Genomic DNA, 20,284 nt, shown 5'->3' on the forward strand with positions numbered 1-20,284 from the left:
CTCTCTAGTTTGCTGATACATCGTTTTCGCGAGCAGGCTCGCTCCCACAGGGGAGATGCGGTGTTACTGAACCAAAGAGCCGCGCAACGAGTGCGGTTGCGCCGCGTCGATGTGCACGTCGGCGAACTGGCCGATCAGGGTTGGATTGTCGCAGCGGAAGTTGACGATACGGTTATTCTCGGTGCGCCCCTGCAGTTCGCCGGGGTCTTTCTTTGAATAATCGGTCACCAGAATGCGCTGGATCGAACCGACCATTTGTCGGCTGATTTCGAACCCTTGCTGGTTCAGGCGATGTTGCAGCGCATTCAGACGTTCTTTCTTCAAATCTTCCGGGGTGTCGTCAGCCAGGTCTGCCGCCGGGGTGCCGGGGCGCTGGCTGTAGACGAACGAGTAGGAAAAGTCGAAGCCGACATCGGCGATCAGCTTCATGGTCTGCTCGAAATCTTTCTCGGTCTCGCCGGGGAAACCCACGATAAAGTCCGAGCTGATGCAGATCCCCGGCACCGCCGCGCGCAGTTTGCGCAGTTTGGATTTGTATTCGAGCGCGGTGTGGTTGCGCTTCATCGCCGCGAGAATCCGGTCGGAACCCGACTGCACCGGCAAGTGCAGGTGTTTGACCAGCTCCGGCACCTCGGCGTGGGCCTGGATCAGGCTGTCGGAAAACTCCAGCGGGTGCGACGTGGTGTAGCGGATGCGGTCGATGCCATCGACGGCCGCGACCACACGAATCAGCTCGGCCAGATCAGCCATGCGCCCATCATGGGTGGCGCCGCGGTAGCCGTTGACGTTCTGCCCCAGCAGGGTCACTTCACGCACGCCGTGTTCGGCCAGGTGAATGATCTCGGCGATCACGTCGTCGAACGGTCGGCTGACTTCTTCGCCGCGGGTGTAAGGCACCACGCAGAACGTGCAGTACTTGCTGCAACCTTCCATCACCGACACGTAAGCGCTCGGGCCATCGATGCGCGGCTCGGGCAAGTGGTCGAATTTTTCGATTTCCGGGAACGACACATCGACCTGTGGCAGCTTGCTGCTGCGCGCGGCGTCGATCATTTCCGGCAGGCGGTGCAGGGTCTGCGGGCCGAAAACCACGTCGACGTACGGTGCGCGATCACGGATCGCCGCGCCTTCCTGGCTGGCGACGCAACCGCCGACCGCAATGACCATGTCCGGGTTGGCCAGTTTCAGTTCGCGCCAGCGCCCGAGCTGCGAGTACACCCGATCCTGGGCGCGCTCGCGGATCGAGCAGGTGTTGAGCAGAATCACGTCGGCGTCTTCCGCGCGAGCGGTGACTTCCAGGGCCTGATGTTCGCCCAGCAGATCGACCATGCGCGAGCTGTCGTACTCGTTCATCTGGCAACCGTGGGTTTCGATGTAAAGCTTCTTGGCCATGGAATAGTGTCGTCACGTGATTCGAAGAACCGCGCATTATAGGGAACAAGCCGTCAGGTTCCTACCGCTGTGCGTCCGGTGGCTATGCTATAGTTCGCGCCCCCATTTTTACCCCGATGTTATCCGCCCGCCATGACCAAACGCGAAGCTCCAATCTACAAGGTGATTTTCCTCAACCAGGGCCAGGTGTTCGAAATGTACGCCAAGCAGATCTATCAAAGTGATCTGTGGGGTTTTCTGGAAGTGGAAGAGTTCGTCTTTGGCGAGCGCACGCAAGTGGTCGTCGACCCGAGCGAAGAAAAGCTCAAGGCGCAGTTCGAAGGCGTGGTGCGCAGCTTTGTGCCGATGCATTCGATCGTGCGTATCGACGAAGTAGAGCGTCTGGGTACACCGAAAATCAGCGAAGCCCGCGGCGCGGTCGGCAATGTCATGCCGTTCCCGATGCCGATGCCCGAGAAGTAACCCGGTTTCCGATGATCGTTCCCACGCTCTGCGTGGGAATGCCGCCTTCGACGCTCCGCGTCGGTGACGCGCAGCGTCACGGGATGAATTCCCACGCGGAGCGTGGGAACTATCAATGGTCAGGGAAGTGGCGAAAACGGCGTACGCCCATCGGCGCTCTGCAATTCCATCAGGTATTTGCGGAAGATCTGCCCGAGCACCTGAGTCGCGGTTTCGAGGTCTTCGCGGGACATGTTCTCGGAGACTTCATCGGCCGTGTCCAGCGCCTCTTCGGCACCGTTGACCGCCGCCATCTTCAGCACGATGTAGGCCTGGATATTGTTGGCCTGCACGCCTTCGCCGTGGAAGAACATGGTGCCGAGCTTGAACTGTGCCTGAGCGTGGCCTTGCAGCGAGGCCTTTTCGAAATAGCTCAGGGCTTGATTGAGGTCGCGCGGCGCGTTCTTGCCGTCGTAGTAGTACTCACCCAACTCGTATTGTGCTTGTGCATCCCCTTCGTCCGCCGCTTTCTGGCAGGCGGCCAGTGCCTGCGTGACGTCTTGCGGCTGAGTATTGAGGGTGCAACGACCCATCGCCGGGATCAACAACGAGTTGCCGCCTGCTTGTGCATGCGCGAGCAGGGGCTGAAGGAGCAACAGGCAGCCCAATGCAAGGGTGCGGCCGGTGCGGTTCATGGGAATCGACTTACCTCTGAAGGGCGCGCGGACCCGTCGGGGGATCCAATAAGCGCGCATTATGAAATAAGCAGGGCCAACCTTACAAAGTCTTTACTCGTTTTTCTGCTGCGTGGGGGATATATCGCCCACTTTCTACAAGATTTTTAGCAGCGGCGTGGGAAAAACGGCAGGGGTGTAGGTGAAAGCTGACGCTGGCGATAGCCAACGTCAGCGGTACGGCGATTATTTCAGTGCGGCGAAGGCACGCTCGGCGGCGTTCAGCGTCAGTTGCAACTCGGCTTCGCCGTGGGCGATCGAGGTGAAACCGGCTTCGAAAGCGCTCGGAGCGAGGTACACGCCACCTTCGAGCATCAGGTGGAAGAAGCGCCCGAACAGTGCCGCGTCGCTGGCCATCACGTCGTCAAAGGTGACGATGTCGTCGGCGCCGCTGAAGTACAGACCGAACATGCCGCCGGCCTGGGTGGTCACGAACGGAATGCCGGCGGCATCGGCGCGTTGTTGCAGGCCGTCGAGCAGGCGCGTGGTGTAGTCGGTCAATTCGGCATGGAAACCCGGACGGCTGATCAGACGCAGGGTGGTCAGGCCAGCGGCCATCGCCAGCGGGTTGCCCGACAGCGTGCCCGCCTGGTACACCGGGCCCAGTGGCGCGATGCGCTCCATGATTGCGCGCTTGCCGCCAAAGCAGCCGACCGGCATGCCGCCGCCGATGATCTTGCCGAAGGTGGTCAGGTCCGGGGTGACGCCGTAGTTCGCCTGCGCACCGCCGAGGGCGACGCGGAAACCGGTCATCACTTCGTCGAAAATCAGCACCACGCCGTGCTTGTCGCACAGCGAACGCAGACCTTCGAGGAACCCCGGAGCCGGTGGCACGCAGTTCATGTTGCCGGCAACCGGCTCGACGATGATGCAGGCGACGTCTTCACCGACTTCGGCAAGCATCTGCTCAACCGCTTCGATGTCGTTGAACGGCAGGGTCAGGGTGTGTTTGGCGAACGCCGCCGGTACACCGGCCGAACTCGGTACGCCCTGGGTCAGCGCGCCGGAACCGGCCTTGACCAGCAGGCTGTCGGAGTGGCCGTGGTAGCAGCCTTCGAATTTGATGATGCTGTCGCGGCCGGTGTAACCACGGGCCAGACGGATCGCGCTCATGGTCGCTTCGGTGCCGGAGCTGACCATGCGCACCATGTCCATCGACGGCACCAGCGAGCAGACCAGATCGGCCATCTCGGTTTCCATCGCGGTCGGCGCGCCATAGGACAGACCGTGTTGCAGCTGATTGCGCACAGCATCAAGTACGTCCGGGTGGCTGTGGCCGAGGATCATCGGCCCCCACGAACCGACGTAATCGACATAACGCTTGTCGTCTTCGTCGGTAACGTAAGCGCCTTCCGCGTGTTTGAAGAACAGCGGCGTACCACCGACGCTTTTGAACGCGCGCACCGGCGAGTTGACGCCACCGGGAATGTGTTTCTGGGCATTGGCAAACAGGGTTTCGGAACGAGACATGATCGGGCTCTCAATCTTCAGGCTTTGAACAATTCATTGAACGCGCGGGCGCGGCGAGTCACTTTGGCGGTGTTTTCAGCACCGAACAGGCCGTGGACCACCGCCAGCAGATCGACCCCATGGGCCACCAGTGGCGCGGCGTTATCGAGGGTGATGCCGCCAATCGCGCAGACCGGCAGATGCAGCGTGCGTTTGGCTTCGTCGAGCAATTCGAGGCTGCAACTCGGCGCGCCGGGTTTGGTGCTGGAGTTGAAGAAGCGGCCGAAGGCGACGTAGCTCGCGCCTTCTTTGGCGGCTTGTTCAGCGAGGGCGAGCTGATCGTGACAGGTCGAACCGATGATCGCTTTCGAACCGAGCAGGGCGCGGGTCGGCGACAGTGGGCCGTCGGTCTGGCCCAGATGCACGCCGACATTCAGGCGCGCGGCCAGCTCGGCGTCATCGTTGATGATCAACTGGGTCTTGTAGCGCTCGCATAAATCACGCAGCGCTTCGGCCTCGCGCAGGCGGCGGGCCTCGTCGCTGCTTTTGTCGCGGTATTGCAGCAGGGTGACGCCGCCTTCCAGCGCCGCCTCCACGTAAGACAGAAACTTGCCGGCCAGCAGTGTGCTGTCGGTAATGGCATACAGGCCACGTAGTTTCATCAGGCAGACCTCACGACGTTACGAGCAGAAATCCAGCGGCAGGCGACGCGGGACGAACTGGCCTTTGCCCAGTTGTTCGGCATCGCGCAGGGTGCGCCAGGTGTAATCCAGTGCGCTGCGCACAGCGCTGGCCAGGTGTTCGCCCTGGGCCAGGCGACCGGCGAGGGCGCTGGCCAGCGTGCAACCGGAGCCGTGATAGCTGCCGGGCAGACGCTGGCAAATGAAGGTTTCACGCAGACCGTCGCGGCTGTACACGCGGTTGTGGATTTCAGTTTCGTCGCCATGGCCGCCGGTGATCAGCAGGTTTTTGACGAATGGCAGGAGTTTTTCTGCGCATTCGTCCGCGGTGCCGTCAGGCAGTTCGGCGAGGATGCGCGCTTCGGGCAGGTTGGGCGTGGCAATGATCGACAGCGGCAGCAGACGCTCGCGCATTGCATAACCGACTTCGTCCTTGCCTAGGCGTCCGCCGCCGCCGGCGCGCAGCACCGGGTCGCAGACCACCGGCAAATGCGGGTGCGCCGAGAGCAGTTCGACAACGGTATCGACCATCGCCAGCGAACCAAGCATGCCCAGCTTCACCGCCGCGACTTCGGAATCGTTGAGCACGGCATTGGCCTGGGCCAGTACCCACTCACGGTCGAGGACGCGAAAGTCAGTGACGTTGACCGTGTCTTGCACGGTCAGGGCGGTGACGGCCGGAGCCGCATGGCAACCTTGCGCGAGCAGGGCTTCGATATCTGCCTGCAGGCCGGCGCCACCACTGGGGTCGTGGCCGGAGAGACAGAGGACAACGGGGCGGGAGCTGTAGATATTCATGGTGCGCGAGCTTACCACCAAAGCTGATTTGCGGGTTCAGTGCCGTTGACCCGGACCGATATCCCGGGCAGAGAATCCAGGCCTATTCTGACAAGTTGACCGACTCAACAGCTCTAGTCCGCAGCTTTGCTCTGAAACGCCCGTTCTAGAGCCTTTGTAGGAAAAGTTTCGATGGTGCTTAATGGCCATCAACGGCTATGCTAGGCTGGATCCAAACCAATAACAGGTAATACCGGTTTTATGTCTACTCAAAGGGAATGGGGGGCTTCCTGACACAACCGGACGAGCCACGCTGGGGCTTCAATGCGCTATTTGCTGATGTTGCTGTTCTGCTTGCCCCTCATGGCGAGCGCCGTCGAGTTCGACGAATTCACCCAGAGCCTGCCACTGGGCCGATCGCTGCAAGTGTTCGAAGACCCGAGCGGTCAGGCGAGCCTCGCTGACGTTCGCGCGCAGGCTGCCGCTGGCCAGTTCAAGGCGCACGACAAGGCCACACTCAACGCCGGTTATTCGCGTTCGGCGTTCTGGCTGAAGATCGACCTGCATTATCGTCCGAGCAACCCCGCCGCCCAGCGCACCTGGTTGCTGGAGCTGGCTTACCCACCGCTCGATCATCTCGATTTGTATCTGCCCGATGCTGCTGGCGACTATCGGCTGGTGCGCCAGACCGGCGATGCCTTGCCCTTCGCCAGCCGCGAGATCCGCCAGAACAATTACCTGTTCGACCTGCCATTCAAGCCCGATCAGCAACAGACGCTGTACCTGCGACTGGCCAGCGAAGGCTCGATCCAGGCGCCGGTGACGTTGTGGTCGAGCACCGCTTATCTCGAAGACCAGCCCGTGCGCCTGTACGTGCTCGGCATCATTTATGGCGTGTTGCTGGGGATGCTGGTCTACAACCTGTTCATTTTCCTGAGCGTGCGTGACACCAGTTACCTCTATTACATCTTCTACATCGGCTCGTTCGGCCTCTATCAGTTGTCGGTGAACGGCGCGGCGGTCGAGTATTTCTGGCCGGACAATCCATGGTGGGCGAACGCTGCCACGCCATTTTTCATCGGCTGCGCCGGCCTGTTCGGCAGCCAGTTCGCCCGCAGCTTCCTGCAAACCCACACCCACAGCCGCTGGCTCGATCGCTTGCTGATCGGACTGATTGCCTTCAGTGCCGTGGTGATCGGCCTGTCGCTGATGACCAGCTATGCGCTGGCCTTGCGTCTGGCGACGACACTCGCGCTGACCTTCACCGTGGTGATTTTCGCCGCAGGGATTCTCGCCTGGTGGCGCGGTTTGCGCGTGGCGCGCTATTTCATCATTGCCTGGTCGGCGTTTCTGCTCGGCGGCATCGTCAATACGCTGATGGTGCTGGGTCTGCTGCCCAACGTGTTCCTGACCATGTACGCCAGCCAGATCGGTTCGGCCATCGAAGTGGCGCTGCTGTCACTGGCGCTGGCCGACCGCATCAACGCCATGCGTGAGCAGCAGGCGCAGACGCTGTACGACGCCGGGCAGAAGCTTGAAGTGCTCAACCAGCAACTGGCGCACAGCAACAAGCTCAAGGACGAATTCCTCGCCACCCTGACCCATGAGTTGCGCACGCCCATGAACGGCGTGATCGGCTCGCTGGAATTGATGCAGACCGTCGAGATGGACCCGGAGCTCGAGCAATATCAGCAGACGGCCGCCGGTTCCGCACGCGACATGATGCGCATGGTCAACGGCATCCTCACGCTGACCGAATTGCAGGCGGGCAAGCTCAAGGCGTCCTCGGGCACGTTCAGCCTGCGCGCGGTGATCGAGGCACTGCGCGTGCAATTCGAGGGCAACGCGGCGAGCAAGTCGCTGGACTTCAAGGTCGATGTTCTGCCAACGCTGCCGGATCGCCTGCACGGCGACAGCGCCAAACTCGCGCAATGCCTGGAATGCCTGCTGGACAACGCTATCAAGTTCACTCGCGTCGGTGGTCTGGCGCTGCGCGTGACCGGCAAACCCTCGACGGACAATCGTCTGGCGCTGTCGTTTGCGGTCATCGACACCGGCATCGGCTTTACCGATCTGGGCGAGGCGACGATGTATCAGCGCTTCTTCCAGCTCGACGGCTCGATGACTCGTGAATACGGCGGCCTCGGTGTCGGCCTGGCGATTTGCCGACAACTGGTCGAACTGCTCGGCGGCAAGCTGACCCACCGCTCCGAGCCGGGGCGCGGCAGCCGTTTTCAACTGGACGTCGAGTTTGAACTGCCGATGATCGAACCGGCGCCGGAATTCTCGTCCACGCAGGAGCGAATTCGTTTGCCGCAGGACTGCACGGTGTTGCTGGTGGACGACAACAGCGTCAACCAGTTGGTGATGCGCGGCATGCTGCTCAAGCTCGGCTTTCGCGTGCGCACCGCCGACAACGCTGCGGCAGCACTGGCCTGCTTGCAGCGCGAAAGCTTCGACGCCGTGCTGATCGACTGCCAGTTGCCGGCCCACGACGGCGCCTCGTTGTGCTGCCAGATTCATGCGTTGCCGGGCTGCGCGCACCTGCCGGTGTTCCTGCTCGCCCTGCAGGCCGAGCGCGACCTGTGCGCCACCGGCGTGGCCATCGATTACCTGAACAAACCGGTGAAATTCGAAGATTTGCAGTCGGCGCTGGAGCGTCGCGTACTGTGCTGAAAGCAGGGTAAAAGCGCCGCAAATTCGGCGTATATGCCACTTTGATCGGTGTGAGGGCGGTGCTTAACTGACCCTCTGCCGAATCAAGGAGTCGCCGCGATGAACCTGCATCAGTTCGCCGAAACCCACGAAGTCACCAACCAGCCACCGTCGCTGGACGGCACCAATCTGTACCGTATCGACCTGCCGTTGCAGGAGTGGTCGCGACGGTTTGGCGCTGGTTGGGCTGAGTCGCGGATCGATGCCTATGGGGCGCTCGCCGGTGGCCCGTTGATGGAGGCCGGCTTCCTCGCCAACCAGAACAAGCCGGTGTTCGCCAGCCATGACCGCTACGGTCATCGCATCGATCTGGTGGAGTTTCATCCGGCGTATCACCAGTTGATGCGCAGCGCGATCGAACACGGTCTGACCTCGCTGCCGTGGGCTCAGCCGCAGGACGGCGCGCATGTCGTCCGCGCCTCGATGACTTATCTGCACAGCCAGGCCGAGGCCGGCAGCGGTTGCCCGTTGACCATGACCTTCGCCAGCGTGCCGGCCCTGCGTTTGCAGGCGGATCTGGCCGAGCAATGGCTGCCGAAAGTCCTCTCCACCGAATACGACCCACGCAACGTCGGCATGGCGCACAAGGCCGGCGTGACCCTCGGCATGGCGATGACCGAGAAGCAGGGCGGCACCGACGTGCGCGCCAACACCACCAAGGCTTATCCGGTCGGCGCCAGTGGCCCGGGCCAGGCGTATGAACTGGTCGGGCACAAGTGGTTCTGCTCGGCGCCGATGTGCGATGCCTTCCTTACGCTGGCGCAGACCGACAAGGGCTTGAGCTGCTTTCTGCTGCCTCGCCATCGCCCCGACGACACGCGCAATCAGTTCTACATCCAGCGTCTGAAAAACAAACTCGGCAATCAGTCCAATGCCTCCAGCGAAGTGGAGTTTCGCGGTGCGCTGGCGTGGATGATCGGCGAAGAAGGCCGCGGCGTGCCGACCATCATCGAGATGGTGGCGATGACCCGTTTCGATTGCATGGTCGGTTCCAGCTCGCTGATGCGCCAGGCGCTGACCCAGGCCAGCCATCACTGCGCGCATCGCAAGGTCGGCGGCAAACTGCTCAGCGAGCAGCCGTTGATGCAGAACGTGCTGGCCGATCTGGCGCTGGAAAGTGAAGCCGCGCTGGCGCTCAGTTTGCGTATGGGCAAGGCGCTCGATCATCTGGATGATCGCCACGAATCGCAGTTTGCGCGGCTGGTCACGGCGGTGGGCAAATACTGGATCTGCAAACGCGCGCCGGGAATGATCAACGAAGCCGCCGAGTGCATGGGCGGTGCCGGTTATGTCGAGGACAGCATCCTGCCGCGGCTGTACCGCGAAGCGCCGGTGAATTCGACGTGGGAAGGTTCGGGCAACGTGCAATGCCTGGATGTGCTGCGCGCCTTGTCGAAGGAGCCGGGTGTGCTTGATGTGTTGTTCAGCGAACTCGGCGATGGCCATGGCGACAAGCGTCTGGCCGCGCATATCCAGCAATTGCAGGCGCAGTTCAAGGACACCAGTGACATTCAGTATCGGGCGCGGCAGCTGACCGAAGATATAGCCCTCGGTTTGCAGGCCAAACTGTTGCTCGAGGCCGGTAACGCGGCGGTCAGCGATGCGTTCATTGCCAGCCGCTTGAGTTGCGGCGGCCGGGTCTACGGCGCGTTGCCGCGGGGGCTGGATATCGAAGCGATCGTCGCGCGCTCGACCCCACAGGGTTTCTGAAAGCCCACAAATCCCCTGTAGGAGTGAGCCTGCTCGCGATAGCGGTGTGACAGTCAATGCAATATCGACTGATAGACCGCTATCGCGAGCAGGCTCACTCCTACAGGGTCTGGATGCGACCGATATATTGTGCTCTTGCCAACATGCCACTGTTCCCGTGACGCGACGATGCAGGCAAGATGAAGCTCTGCAAGTCAGAACACAGGAAGCTGATCGTGACCGAAGCGTTTATTGTCGTTCAAACCGCCGAACAAGCCGTGGATCGTCTGGCCGAGCTACATGAGCGGGCCACCAGTGCGCTGAATTCGGCGCTCAAGCGTTACCTCAAGGACCGCGTCGAACCCGACGCTGAACAGCGCGCCCTGTTTCGTTATCCCGAACTGCGTCTGACCTATCACTGCCAGGGCGAAGTCCCGCAGACCACTCGCGCCTACGCCAAGGTGCAGTTGCCCGGCACTTACAGCGTCACCGTCACTCACCCGGCGGCATTTCGCAAATACCTCCTCGAACAACTGACGCCGTTGATGCACGACTTCACCGTGACCGTCGAAGTCGGCGTCAGCCAGCAGAACATTCCGTACCCGTACGTGGTCGAGCAGGGCGATGAGCTGGCCGGTTCCGGCGTTACCGCTGCGGTGCTGGCGCGAGTGTTCCCGAGTACCGACCTGTCCGCGGCCACCGATGGCATCGCTGACGGTCTCTACGATTGGGAAAACACCGATCCGCTGCCGTTGGCGCTGTTCGACGCTGCGCGCGTGGATTTTTCGCTGCGCCGTCTGGTGCACTACACCGGCAGCGACTGGCGCCATGTGCAACCGTGGATCCTGCTGACCAACTATCACCGCTACGTTGACCAGTTCATCGTTCATGGCCTGGAGCAACTGCGCAACGACCCGCGTTTCGTGCGCATGGTCTTGCCGGGCAATGTGATTATCGAGAAGGGCATGGACCACGGTGAAGCCTCGGCCATCGCCGCCGGTGTGGTCTGGCACCGTTATCAGATGCCGGCCTATCACCTGATCGCCAACGATGGCCACGGCGTGACGCTGGTGAACATCGGTGTCGGCCCGTCCAATGCCAAGAACATCACCGACCACCTCGCCGTGCTGCGTCCGCATTGCTGGCTGATGATCGGCCACTGCGGCGGCCTGCGTCAGTCGCAGACCATTGGCGACTATGTACTGGCCCACGCGTATATGCGTCGCGACGGCATTCTCGACCGCGTAGTGCCGCCGAATATCCCGATCCCGGCGCTGGCCGAAGTGCAGCTGGCGCTGCAGCAGGCCGCGGCCAACGTTACCGGCGAAAAAGGCGACGATCTGAAAAAACGCCTGCGCACCGGCACCGTGCTGACCTACGACGACCGTAACTGGGAACTGCGTTGGGCGCAGGAGCGGCCGCTGATCAACCTGTCCCGTGCTGTCGCTGTGGACATGGAAAGCGGCACGATTGCCGCGCAGGGGTATCGCTTGCGGGTGCCGTACGGCACGTTGCTCTGCGTCTCGGACAAACCGTTGCACAGCGAAATCAAGCTGCCGGGCTCGGCCAACGCCTTCTATGAACGCGCGGTCAGCCAACACTTGAAGATCGGCATCGAAGCGGTGGATCTGCTGCGCACCGAACTCAACTCGCTGCACTCGCGCAAACTGCGCAGCTTCGACGAGCCGCCATTCCGTTAACGGTTAGTCGTGGTCATTTGGCGGTCGGGGCACTAGCATTGTCAGCCCTGATCGCTGAATGTTTTTTCTTCTTATGTCCCGTCCTCCGCGTCCACCTTCCCGCCGCCCTGGCGCGAAGCCTCAGACTTCATCTCCGCGCCGTGTTGCCAAGGCACCACCGGCCGAGCCGAAACTGATCCTGTTCAACAAACCGTTCGATGTGCTCACGCAATTCAGCGACGGAGAAGGGCGGGCGACGCTCAAGGATTACATCGATGTGCCCGGCATTTACCCGGCCGGACGCCTGGATCGCGACAGCGAAGGTTTGTTGCTGCTGACCAATGACGGCCAGTTGCAGGCGCGCATTGCCGATCCGAAACACAAACTGGCGAAGACTTATTGGGTACAGGTCGAAGGCGTGCCGACCGCCGAGCAGTTGCAGCGTTTGCGTGACGGTGTCGAGTTGAACGACGGCATGACCTTGCCCGCCGAAGCGCGGCAACTGGACGAGCCTGACTTGTGGCCGCGCAATCCGCCGGTACGCTTTCGTGCGACCATACCGACTTCATGGCTGGAACTGGTAATTCGCGAGGGGCGCAACCGTCAAGTGCGGCGCATGACCGCGGCGGTCGGCCTGCCGACGTTGCGTCTGGTGCGGGTCAGGATTGGTGACTGGACGATCGATGGGCTCGATCAGGGCCAGTGGAAAGAAGTGCCGGCGCGCTTATAACGCGCCGGATTCGATCAGGCCGATCACCACACTCTTGATGATGAACGCGGCCACGCCCAGGCCCAGTACGAAAAACAGAATGAACGAGCCAAAGCGCCCGGCCTTGGACTTCTTTGCCAGATCCCAGACGATGAAACCCATGAAAATGATCAGGATGCTGACCAGGCCGGTCATCATCCATTCTTCGAGCAGTGCTGGATCCATTGGCGATCTCCGGCGCGGGGCAGGCTGAAAGGGCGGCGGGGAGTATACGGCATGGTGGGTGGGGTGGCATTGATCTGGGTCTGATCCGCAATGGTTGCCCTCACTGTAGAGACCGGTACATCCTTTACAAATTAGACCGGGGACATCGTTTACACCTTTACAGGCTTGAAACGCGTTTGGCGCCGCTTTCAAGCCTGCCTAAACAATGGCTGCAAAGGTACAGTTCCCAAGCGTCATCAGCCACTTCCTTCAGCGCAATGTCCTCTCCAATCAGAGCCTCTCCTAGAAAAATCAGCTGTCCTTTCCATTTAATTTCCCCATTTGACCGAACCTTGCGTACTTCAACATCGGAACCGTATTCAAGCGCAGGCAAGTAACCTGGATAAGCGCGTATCGACGGGCTATAGACAGATGCCGGCGGTTTCATGCCCAGCGCGGTGTGCGGTCGGTGGTAATTGAAGTCTTGGATGAAATCCTCAAAAGCCAGCTGCTGGCGCACCAAGTTTTCCGCCGGTGGCACTGCTGCCTTTAGCGTTCGATGCATCCGTTCATGTCGACCATTTTGGTCGGGGCGGCCAGGCGTAATCGTTTCGACATGGATTCCAAGTCTGATGAACCAAACCGATAATTTCGAAAGTCGCGCCAGACCTGTCGACGCGAAAGGAGCGCCGTTGTCAGTGCGGATCACATCCGGCAGCCCATATTCTCGAAAAGCCCACTCAAAGCCTTCCCGCGTTGGCGCTCCGTGCGTACTGGGCAAAGCGCGACAGACGAATAAAAAGCGGCTCATCTGATCGGTAATGGTCAGCGGATAGCACCAATTACCGTCCTGCATTTTGAACTGCCCTTTGTAATCAGCACACCAAGTCTGGTTGGGCGCGTCGACCGGACGCAAGTGTGTTGGAGCACGGGGGCGCGGGGGATACGGCCGTCGCGCCACCACCAAACCAGCTTTCTTCAACCACTCCCCGGCGGTACTCGCCGCCGGCCATTGGATATGCGGGTCGGAATCGCGCAGGCGATCAATGATCTGTTTGGGTCCCCGATCGGGATGTTCGTTTTTCTTGGTTAGCAGCGTGGCAATGATTTCATCGGGAGTTTGATGAGGGCAGTTCAATGGCTTGCGCGATTGCTCTTTCAAACCATCCACGCCCAACGCTGCATACCGTTCCAGCCACTTGTCGATGGTTGGACGGCTGACGCCGTAGCGCCGGCTTAATTGGCTCTTGGTGTAACTACCGCTAAGCCAGTCACTGACTAACTTCACTCGTTGATCCATTGGGGACTCTTGATTCCAGGGCATGGTCAGCACCTCCTGACCATGATTAATACCTGTAAACCATGTCCCCGGTCTCAAACGTAAAGGATGTACCCGGTCTTTACCCACCCTAGCCCTCTCCCGGAGGGAGAGGGGACCGACCGAGTTGTCTGGCGTCATACATCGACCTGAAAGATCGAGTCGATTATGGATTCACAGCAGAACTCTCAGGTCGGCGTACTTCTTCAGCATCTCAAGGTCGGCTCCCTCTCCCTCTGGGAGAGGGCTGGGGTGAGGGGCCTTTGATCAGCTACGCAAATGGGTCAGCGGCAATTCAGTGCTGTTCAAAACCTGATTCAGCACAAAGCTCGATCGCACACTCGTAACTCCCTCGATACGGGTCAAATGTCCCAACAACAATTTCTGATAGTGATCCATATCCGGCACCACCACCTTTAACTGGTAATCCGCATCCACGCCCGTCACCAGACTGCACTCCAAGACCTGCGGCAACGTCCGGATCGCTGCCTCGAAATTCTCGAAACGCTCCGGTGTATGGCGGTCCATGCCAATCAGCACATAGGCCGTCAGGCTCAGCCCGAGCATCTTGCGATCGAGCAACGCGACCTGGCGCGAAATGTAGCCGTCGTCTTCCAGTTGCTTGACCCTGCGCGAGCAAGGCGAGGGGGACAGACCGATGCGCTCGGCCAGCTCCTGGTTGGAGATGCGGGCGTCGCGTTGCAATTCCGCCAAAATACTCAGGTCGTAACGGTCGAGTTTGCTCATCAATCTGCCCTTGGCTGTAACTATTGCGGCAGATTATCTATCCAGGGTTAAAAATTGCGCAAGTGGTGTTTATTTGAGCAATCTTCGCAATCATCTGTCGCGGTGTCCGGCCTATTCTTATCACCAGAATCACTGCTCGGTAACACAGTCCACGCGGCCCGCCCAATCCGGCCCGCCGCGGCCGCCACCCCACCGGGGTTGTGCCGGCCCCCGAGCTGCACACTGTCCAGAAGACGGCGTGAGGTGAGCCGACGTCAAAAGCGTCGAGCCAGGACGCAATTCTCTAAAAGGGAGGCCGACGGGTCTCCCTTTTTTCTTGCCGGCGATTTCATCTTGCCGCCTCAATAAATAAGTCGCGCGACTGATAACCTGTCGCAGAACCCGGTGGGCCTGTTTCGAGTCTTAGCAACAGGCCCACCCAATGACAGGCTCCCCCGCAGTGAGGAACAACATGAATTCGCGCATCTGGCGTCTGGCCGGTGTTGGTTTGCTGTGTGTGAGTGTCGGTGCGCAAGCGCTGGCCGACGAGCCGCAGAATCGTGGACCCGATGGCGACGGGCGTGGCCAGCAGCATCAGGGCAACGATCAGGGCCGTGGCGCTGATCAGCCGCAACGCGGGCCGGGCAATGGGCCGCAGTATCAGCCGCGGCCGCAGAACAACGAAATCATTCGTGGCGACAATAGCCGCCAGTTCGAGCACAACGGCCAGTCGCACAACAATGACGGTCAATGGCAGGACCGCAACCGCCCCGATGATCGGCCAGAACCGCCGCGGCAACCGGGCAATAACCTGCCGATCCAGCCACGTCCCGACACTGTGCGCCAGACTCAGGAACCGCGTCAGGGTTACTACCGCGACGAACGTCCGCAGAACGGTTACCACAATCAGCAGTGGCAGACGCAGAACCGTCCCGATGACAACCGCTGGCCGGGGCGTCCGAACGGTCATGGCAATGGCTGGGGGCCGGGTCCGCAATACCGTCCGGGCCATGTGATCGACCGCTTCCCGGACCGCGATTACCGCGTGCCGTATCGGGGTCAGGATTATTTCTATTCCGGTGGTTACTGGTATCGCCCGCAAGGCCCGCGCTACATCGTCGTGCAGCCGCCGCGCGGGATCCGCATCCAGTATTTGCCTGATTACGCCCGCGAAGTATGGATCGGCGGCTCGCTGCTGTTCCTCGCCGCTGGCTCCTATTACGCCTACCAACAGGCGACGCAGGATTACGTGGTGGTCGAGCCGCCGGTACAGCAACCGCCGCAACCACAGGCTCAAGGTTATGATGTCGAAGCTTATCCAGCGAATGGCCAATCGCCGGAGCAGGTCCAGCAAGACGGCTATCAGTGCTACCAGTACGCAGTGCAGCAAAGCGGTTTCGACCCGCGCACCGCGACCTATCAGCCGGCGCCTGAAGTGGTCCAGGCGTACCGCCAGGCCCAGGGCAACTGCCTGAGCAGTCGCGGTTATCGGGTCAACTACTGAGCCCTGGCAGCCAGTACCACTTCCTGCGGATCGGCGTGCACCAGCACTTCGGCCCGTGGGTAGGCTTTGTGAATGGCGTCGGCGGCTTGATCGCTGATGCCGTGAGCGATTGACAGCGTCAACTCTCCCGGCAACTCCAGATGCAACTGCACGAACCAGTGGTTGCCGGAGATGCGCGTGCGCAAGTCATGCGCGCCCAGTACACCCGGCACGCTGCACGCCAGTTCAAGCATGTGCTGGCTGACGTCGGTCGGCAGTTCCTCGTCCATCAACACTGAAAAACTTTCGCGGGCGATCTGAATCGCGCTCCACAAAATGTAGGCGGCAATACCCAGTCCGAACCACGCATCCAGTTGCTCGAAACCGAACCCGGCCAATACCAGCGCCAGCAGAATGCTGCCGTTGAGCAGCATGTCCGAGCGATAGTGCAGCGAGTCGGCACGCACGGCGTTGGAGCCGGTCTGCTTGATCACCCGATGCTGCAACACCAGCAATGCCGCGGTCAGCAGCAATGAAAACACGATAACCCCAATGCTCAGCCATGGCGCACCGAGTGGCTGTGGCGTCTGCACACGCTCGTAGGCCTGAAACGCGATCAGCAGCGCGCTGCCACCGATGAACAATGCCTGCGCCATCCCTGCCAGGGACTCCGCTTTGCCGTGGCCATAACGGTGATCGTCATCCGCCGGGCGCAAGGCGTAGTGCACCGCGAGCAGATTGAGCATCGAGGTGACGCCGTCCAGCGCCGAGTCGGTGAGGCCGGCGAGCATGCTCACCGAACCGCTGAGCCACCAGGCAATGGCTTTGGCAATGATCAGCGTGCACGCCACCGCCACCGAGGCGCGGGTCGCCAGCCTCAGCAGGCGGGCGTGTTCGGGGCTGGAGGTCATCGATCTTCCTTTTTATGCGGCGGGTTGCAGGCCGAACATCGCCAGTTGCTGGGTGCTGCCCTTGTGCTGGATCAGACGCGGATCATCGAGTGGGAAGTCTTTGCCCAACTCGCTTTCGAGAATCGCCTGCAACTTGAGATTATCGACCTGACCATCCGGGCCGATGGCTTGCTTGAGCTTGGCCGGATCAACCTGCGCGGTGTGGCCCGGTTCGAAATAGATCGCGCCGGTAGCGAAGTCGACGGCAAACGCGATCAGCCCGGGGATGATGTAGAACAGCAGGCCGACAGCGTCGAGCGCGGCAATCGCCGGGTCGATCTTGCCGTCGATCTGGCCGCGACGGTCCGGGTAGAAAATCGACCCGCACGCAGTGATCTGCGTGAGCAGGGTGGCGACCAGAACACTGCCGATCAGGCGAAAAGGTAAGCGCATGAGAAAATCTCCTGATTCATCTAAGAACGAAGCTTCGTCGAGTGAAGTTAAGACCCTGACGAACCGCTAGCAGTTCGCCGTTATACTCGCCGATGGCAGGGCGTGCCCACAGTAAATTGCGGCCTCGTCTCACCCCACCGAGATACGTTGAGGATCGAAGTTGTTTTCTCCAGATCGACACCGCGTGAAGGCCAATGAATCCTGTCGGGGTTCGGCCCTCCGGGCTAAAGCTGTGAGCGCGCCATGCTGCGTTGCGGGACTTGACAAGGAAACCCCCCTTGCCTGCGTCCCGCGCCTTGCCTGGCACGCTCACAGCTTTAACGCGACTCGCAATTTACTGTGGGCACGCCCTGGGGAGCCAGCATGATTTCTTTGCCGATCGACGATGTTTTACCCGCGCTGCGTGAAGCCCTCGCGTCACGCCACGAAGCCGTGCTCGAGGCGCCGCCCGGTGCCGGTAAAACCACCCGCGTGCCGCTGGCCCTGCTTGATCAAGCGTGGCTCGCCGGGCAGACCATTCTGATGCTTGAACCGCGCCGACTGGCCGCGCGTGCCGCTGCGGAACGTCTGGCCAGCGAGCTGGGCGAGCAGGTCGGGGAAACCGTTGGTTATCGCATTCGTCTGGACAGCAAGGTCGGCCCGAAGACGCGCATCGAAGTGGTCACCGAAGGCATTCTTACCCGTCGTCTGCAAGATGACCCGGCGCTGGAAGGCGTCGGTCTGCTGATTTTCGATGAGTTTCACGAACGCAGCCTCGACGCCGATCTGGCGCTGGCCCTGAGTCTGAACGGTCGCGAGCTGTTTCGGGCTGAACAGCCGCTGAAGATTCTGCTGATGTCGGCGACGCTCGAAGGCGAGCGTCTGGCCGGATTGCTCGATGACGCGCCGATCCTGCGCAGCGAAGGACGGATGTATCCGGTAACGATGCGCTGGGGCCGACCGTTTCAGCCCGGTGAGTACATCGATCAACGCGTCACGCAAACCGTGCTCGAAGCCCTCAACGATGAAACCGGCAGCCTGCTGGTGTTCCTGCCGGGGCAGGCGGAAATCCGTCGTGTGCATCAGCAATTGGCCGACGCCATCGGCGCGCGCAGCGATGTCTTGCTCTGCCCGCTGCACGGCGAACTCGACCTCAATGCGCAGCGTGCGGCGATCGATCCGGCGCCGGCCGGTCAGCGCAAAGTGGTGCTGGCGACCAACATCGCCGAGACCAGCCTGACCATCAACGGTGTGCGCGTGGTAATCGATGCGGGGCTGGCGCGAGTGCCGCGTTTCGACCCGGGCAGCGGCATGACCCGTCTCGACACCCAGCGCATTTCCAAGGCCAGCGCCACCCAGCGTGCCGGCCGTGCCGGGCGACTCGAACCGGGCGTTTGCTACCGCTTGTGGTCGCAGGATCAGCACGAACAACTGGCGGCTTACGGCAGTGCGGAAATTCTCTCGGCGGACCTCGCCAGCCTCGCCCTGCAACTGGGGCGCTGGGGCGTAACGCCAAATGAACTGGTGTGGCTGGATGTGCCGCCTGCGGCGGCGTATGCACAAGCGCAGGACTTGTTGCAGCGCCTCGGTGCGCTCGACGGCGAGGTGCTGACCCCGCATGGCCAGGCCATGGCCGAACTGCCGGCGCATCCACGGATCGGCCATTTGCTGTTGCGCGGTCAGGCCTTGGGCCTGGCGAACATGGCTTGCGATGTCGCAGCTCTGCTCGGCGAGCGCGATATCCTGCGAGGCGCTGGCGCGGACTTGCACAGTCGTCTGGCCCTGCTTTCGGGCGAAGAACGTGCAGCGCGCGGCGCGCAGGGCGGGGTGCAACGCGCTCGGCAACTGGCGCGGCAATATCGCGGTTTTTTGCGCGGCAAGGCCAGCGCGCCGGTCAGCGATCCTGAGCATCCGCGCTGGCTCGGCGCGTTGCTGGCGTTGGCCTACCCGGATCGCGTGGCGCAACAACGGCGTGCCGGTGGCGCGGAATATCGTCTGGCCAACGGTCGCGCCGCGCTGTTCGCCGAAGCCGACAGCCTGATGAAAGAGCCATGGATCGTCATCGCTGACCTCGGTAGCCGCCAGAGCCAGCGCGAGGAGCGGATTTATCTGGCGGCGGATTTTGATCCGGCGCTGTTCGACTCGGTCTTGGCCGAACAGGTACACAGTGTCGATCAACTGGATTGGGACGAACGCGAAGGCGTGCTGCGCGCCGAGCGTCAGCGCAAGGTCGGCGAGCTGATTCTCAGTCGCGAACCGCTGACCGGTCTGGATGAAAATGCGCGCAGTCAGGCGCTGGTCAATCTGGTCCGACGCAAAGGTCTCGAGTTGTTGCCGTGGACCCCGGAACTGCGCCAGTGGCAGGCACGGGTGGCGCTGCTGCGCCAGCTCGATCTGAACAATCAGGACGACAGCCAGTGGCCGGATGTCAGTGACGCATCGCTGCTCGACACTCTAGAAGACTGGCTGATGCCGTATCTGGGCAAAGTCTCGCGACTCAGCCATTTTGCCAACCTCGACCTGTCGAGCATCGTGCGCAATCTGCTGCCATGGCCGCTGCCGCAAAAGCTCGACGAACTGGCACCGCACCATCTGAGCGTGCCGTCGGGCTCCTCGATTCGCCTGGATTACAGCGAGTCTCCGCCGATTCTCGCGGTGCGCTTGCAGGAGCTGTTCGGCCTCGCCGACACACCGCGAATTGCCGGCGGGCGGCAAGTGGTCAAGTTGCATCTGCTATCGCCGGCGAGACGGCCGGTGCAGGTGACGCAGGATCTGGCCAACTTCTGGCGCAGCACTTATGCCGAAGTGAAGAAGGATCTGAAGGGGCGCTATCCGAAGCATTACTGGCCGGACGACCCCTTGGTCGCCGAAGCCACGGCGCGGGCAAAACCACGGGGCACCTGACCGTGGTGGCGGCGCGCTATTAGCCCATCCGTGCTAATTGCCCTTGGTTGTGCAGGCTCGCA

General features: G+C 61.4%; 17 protein-coding genes. 7 read left to right on the forward strand and 10 right to left on the reverse strand.

All coding sequences use genetic code 11. The features are described 5' to 3' along the window. Positions 1 to 63 precede the first annotated feature (63 nt). Complete coding sequence (miaB, locus tag J3P75_RS04085; RefSeq protein WP_434709406.1) at positions 64 to 1,392, reverse strand: tRNA (N6-isopentenyl adenosine(37)-C2)-methylthiotransferase MiaB; 1,329 nt, start codon at positions 1,390 to 1,392, stop codon at positions 64 to 66. A gap of 132 nt (positions 1,393 to 1,524) precedes the next feature. On the opposite strand from miaB, the gene J3P75_RS04090 reads away from it, so the two are divergent. Continuing rightward, on the forward strand, positions 1,525 to 1,854 hold the full coding sequence (locus tag J3P75_RS04090; RefSeq protein ID WP_003185742.1) for a DUF1820 family protein: 330 nt from the start codon (positions 1,525 to 1,527) through the stop codon (positions 1,852 to 1,854). A gap of 119 nt (positions 1,855 to 1,973) precedes the next feature. Here the strand turns inward: J3P75_RS04090 and J3P75_RS04095 are convergent, their stop codons facing one another. The 4 genes from J3P75_RS04095 to J3P75_RS04110 all read right to left on the reverse strand — a co-directional run bounded on the left by J3P75_RS04095 (position 1,974) and on the right by J3P75_RS04110 (position 5,494). Continuing rightward, positions 1,974 to 2,528, reverse strand: a complete 555-nt coding sequence (locus J3P75_RS04095; protein ID WP_434709407.1) for a tetratricopeptide repeat protein — start codon at positions 2,526 to 2,528, stop codon at positions 1,974 to 1,976. A gap of 225 nt (positions 2,529 to 2,753) precedes the next feature. Continuing rightward, complete coding sequence (hemL, locus tag J3P75_RS04100; RefSeq protein ID WP_434709408.1) at positions 2,754 to 4,037, reverse strand: glutamate-1-semialdehyde 2,1-aminomutase; 1,284 nt, start codon at positions 4,035 to 4,037, stop codon at positions 2,754 to 2,756. Positions 4,038 to 4,054: 17 nt separating this feature from the next. Beyond that, positions 4,055 to 4,678 carry a thiamine phosphate synthase gene (gene thiE / locus J3P75_RS04105; protein WP_434709409.1) on the reverse strand — a complete coding sequence of 208 codons (624 nt, stop codon included), beginning with the start codon at positions 4,676 to 4,678 and terminating at the stop codon, positions 4,055 to 4,057. An 18-nt stretch (positions 4,679 to 4,696) separates the two neighbouring features. Continuing rightward, on the reverse strand, positions 4,697 to 5,494 hold the full coding sequence (locus tag J3P75_RS04110; protein WP_203419602.1) for a hydroxymethylpyrimidine/phosphomethylpyrimidine kinase: 798 nt from the start codon (positions 5,492 to 5,494) through the stop codon (positions 4,697 to 4,699). Between the two features lie 303 nt (positions 5,495 to 5,797). Here J3P75_RS04110 and J3P75_RS04115 point away from each other — a divergent pair, with 303 nt between their 5' ends. The 4 genes from J3P75_RS04115 to J3P75_RS04130 all read left to right on the forward strand — a co-directional run bounded on the left by J3P75_RS04115 (position 5,798) and on the right by J3P75_RS04130 (position 12,286). Next, positions 5,798 to 8,149 (forward strand): 7TM diverse intracellular signaling domain-containing protein, encoded by a 2,352-nt coding sequence (locus tag J3P75_RS04115; protein WP_434709410.1) that lies wholly within the window; start codon positions 5,798 to 5,800, stop codon positions 8,147 to 8,149. A gap of 99 nt (positions 8,150 to 8,248) precedes the next feature. Next, complete coding sequence (locus J3P75_RS04120; protein WP_434709411.1) at positions 8,249 to 9,898, forward strand: acyl-CoA dehydrogenase family protein; 1,650 nt, start codon at positions 8,249 to 8,251, stop codon at positions 9,896 to 9,898. A 179-nt stretch (positions 9,899 to 10,077) separates the two neighbouring features. Next, positions 10,078 to 11,577 carry an AMP nucleosidase gene (gene amn, locus J3P75_RS04125; protein ID WP_167359912.1) on the forward strand — a complete coding sequence of 500 codons (1,500 nt, stop codon included), beginning with the start codon at positions 10,078 to 10,080 and terminating at the stop codon, positions 11,575 to 11,577. A gap of 73 nt (positions 11,578 to 11,650) precedes the next feature. Continuing rightward, positions 11,651 to 12,286 (forward strand): pseudouridine synthase, encoded by a 636-nt coding sequence (locus J3P75_RS04130; RefSeq protein ID WP_434709412.1) that lies wholly within the window; start codon positions 11,651 to 11,653, stop codon positions 12,284 to 12,286. Here the strand turns inward: J3P75_RS04130 and J3P75_RS04135 are convergent. The 3 genes from J3P75_RS04135 to J3P75_RS04145 form a co-directional block, all read right to left on the reverse strand. Next, positions 12,281 to 12,490: a DUF2788 domain-containing protein gene (locus J3P75_RS04135; RefSeq protein ID WP_007909655.1), complete on the reverse strand. Its 210-nt coding sequence runs from the start codon at positions 12,488 to 12,490 to the stop codon at positions 12,281 to 12,283. The genes J3P75_RS04130 and J3P75_RS04135 overlap by 6 nt on opposite strands. A gap of 157 nt (positions 12,491 to 12,647) precedes the next feature. Then, positions 12,648 to 13,793, reverse strand: a complete 1,146-nt coding sequence (locus tag J3P75_RS04140) for an integrase core domain-containing protein (RefSeq protein WP_434707165.1) — start codon at positions 13,791 to 13,793, stop codon at positions 12,648 to 12,650. Between the two features lie 261 nt (positions 13,794 to 14,054). After that, positions 14,055 to 14,534, reverse strand: coding sequence for an Lrp/AsnC family transcriptional regulator (locus J3P75_RS04145; protein WP_007909658.1), 480 nt, complete (start codon positions 14,532 to 14,534; stop codon positions 14,055 to 14,057). Between the two features lie 451 nt (positions 14,535 to 14,985). Between J3P75_RS04145 and J3P75_RS04150 the strand changes: the two genes are divergently transcribed. Continuing rightward, positions 14,986 to 16,017 carry a DUF6515 family protein gene (locus J3P75_RS04150; RefSeq protein WP_434709413.1) on the forward strand — a complete coding sequence of 344 codons (1,032 nt, stop codon included), beginning with the start codon at positions 14,986 to 14,988 and terminating at the stop codon, positions 16,015 to 16,017. On the opposite strand, the gene J3P75_RS04155 is transcribed toward J3P75_RS04150, so the two are convergent. Together J3P75_RS04155 and J3P75_RS04160 are read right to left on the reverse strand one after the other, a co-directional pair. Next, the gene (locus tag J3P75_RS04155; RefSeq protein WP_434709414.1) at positions 16,011 to 16,907 is read right to left on the reverse strand and encodes a cation diffusion facilitator family transporter; all 897 of its coding nucleotides are present in this window, start codon (positions 16,905 to 16,907) and stop codon (positions 16,011 to 16,013) included. The two genes, J3P75_RS04150 and J3P75_RS04155, sit on opposite strands and share 7 nt — an antisense overlap. Positions 16,908 to 16,919: 12 nt before the next feature. Next, positions 16,920 to 17,339 carry a polyribonucleotide nucleotidyltransferase gene (locus tag J3P75_RS04160; protein WP_434709415.1) on the reverse strand — a complete coding sequence of 140 codons (420 nt, stop codon included), beginning with the start codon at positions 17,337 to 17,339 and terminating at the stop codon, positions 16,920 to 16,922. Positions 17,340 to 17,702: 363 nt separating this feature from the next. On the opposite strand from J3P75_RS04160, the gene hrpB reads away from it, so the two are divergent. Beyond that, positions 17,703 to 20,222, forward strand: a complete 2,520-nt coding sequence (gene hrpB / locus J3P75_RS04165) for an ATP-dependent helicase HrpB (RefSeq protein ID WP_434709416.1) — start codon at positions 17,703 to 17,705, stop codon at positions 20,220 to 20,222. The last annotated feature ends 62 nt before the right edge of the window (positions 20,223 to 20,284 follow it).

The organism is Pseudomonas sp. R1-1 (genome assembly GCF_051132135.1).
Classification (GTDB): Bacteria; Pseudomonadota; Gammaproteobacteria; order Pseudomonadales; family Pseudomonadaceae; genus Aquipseudomonas.

Excerpts from the sequence above, each read along its gene's own strand:
- J3P75_RS04135 (WP_007909655.1), bottom strand. The coding sequence starts at position 12,490 with ATGGATCCAGCACTGCTCGAAGAATGGATGATGACCGGCCTGGTCAGC.
- hrpB (WP_434709416.1), top strand. The coding sequence starts at position 17,703 with ATGATTTCTTTGCCGATCGACGATGTTTTACCCGCGCTGCGTGAAGCC.
- J3P75_RS04090 (WP_003185742.1), top strand. The coding sequence starts at position 1,525 with ATGACCAAACGCGAAGCTCCAATCTACAAGGTGATTTTCCTCAACCAG.
- J3P75_RS04130 (WP_434709412.1), top strand. The coding sequence starts at position 11,651 with ATGTCCCGTCCTCCGCGTCCACCTTCCCGCCGCCCTGGCGCGAAGCCT.
- J3P75_RS04150 (WP_434709413.1), top strand. The coding sequence starts at position 14,986 with ATGAATTCGCGCATCTGGCGTCTGGCCGGTGTTGGTTTGCTGTGTGTG.
- J3P75_RS04115 (WP_434709410.1), top strand. The coding sequence starts at position 5,798 with ATGCGCTATTTGCTGATGTTGCTGTTCTGCTTGCCCCTCATGGCGAGC.
- J3P75_RS04160 (WP_434709415.1), bottom strand. The coding sequence starts at position 17,339 with ATGCGCTTACCTTTTCGCCTGATCGGCAGTGTTCTGGTCGCCACCCTG.
- J3P75_RS04095 (WP_434709407.1), bottom strand. The coding sequence starts at position 2,528 with ATGAACCGCACCGGCCGCACCCTTGCATTGGGCTGCCTGTTGCTCCTT.
- amn (WP_167359912.1), top strand. The coding sequence starts at position 10,078 with ATGAAGCTCTGCAAGTCAGAACACAGGAAGCTGATCGTGACCGAAGCG.
- hemL (WP_434709408.1), bottom strand. The coding sequence starts at position 4,037 with ATGTCTCGTTCCGAAACCCTGTTTGCCAATGCCCAGAAACACATTCCC.
- J3P75_RS04110 (WP_203419602.1), bottom strand. The coding sequence starts at position 5,494 with ATGAATATCTACAGCTCCCGCCCCGTTGTCCTCTGTCTCTCCGGCCAC.
- J3P75_RS04145 (WP_007909658.1), bottom strand. The coding sequence starts at position 14,534 with ATGAGCAAACTCGACCGTTACGACCTGAGTATTTTGGCGGAATTGCAA.
- J3P75_RS04140 (WP_434707165.1), bottom strand. The coding sequence starts at position 13,793 with ATGCCCTGGAATCAAGAGTCCCCAATGGATCAACGAGTGAAGTTAGTC.
- miaB (WP_434709406.1), bottom strand. The coding sequence starts at position 1,392 with ATGGCCAAGAAGCTTTACATCGAAACCCACGGTTGCCAGATGAACGAG.
- thiE (WP_434709409.1), bottom strand. The coding sequence starts at position 4,678 with ATGAAACTACGTGGCCTGTATGCCATTACCGACAGCACACTGCTGGCC.
- J3P75_RS04120 (WP_434709411.1), top strand. The coding sequence starts at position 8,249 with ATGAACCTGCATCAGTTCGCCGAAACCCACGAAGTCACCAACCAGCCA.
- J3P75_RS04155 (WP_434709414.1), bottom strand. The coding sequence starts at position 16,907 with ATGACCTCCAGCCCCGAACACGCCCGCCTGCTGAGGCTGGCGACCCGC.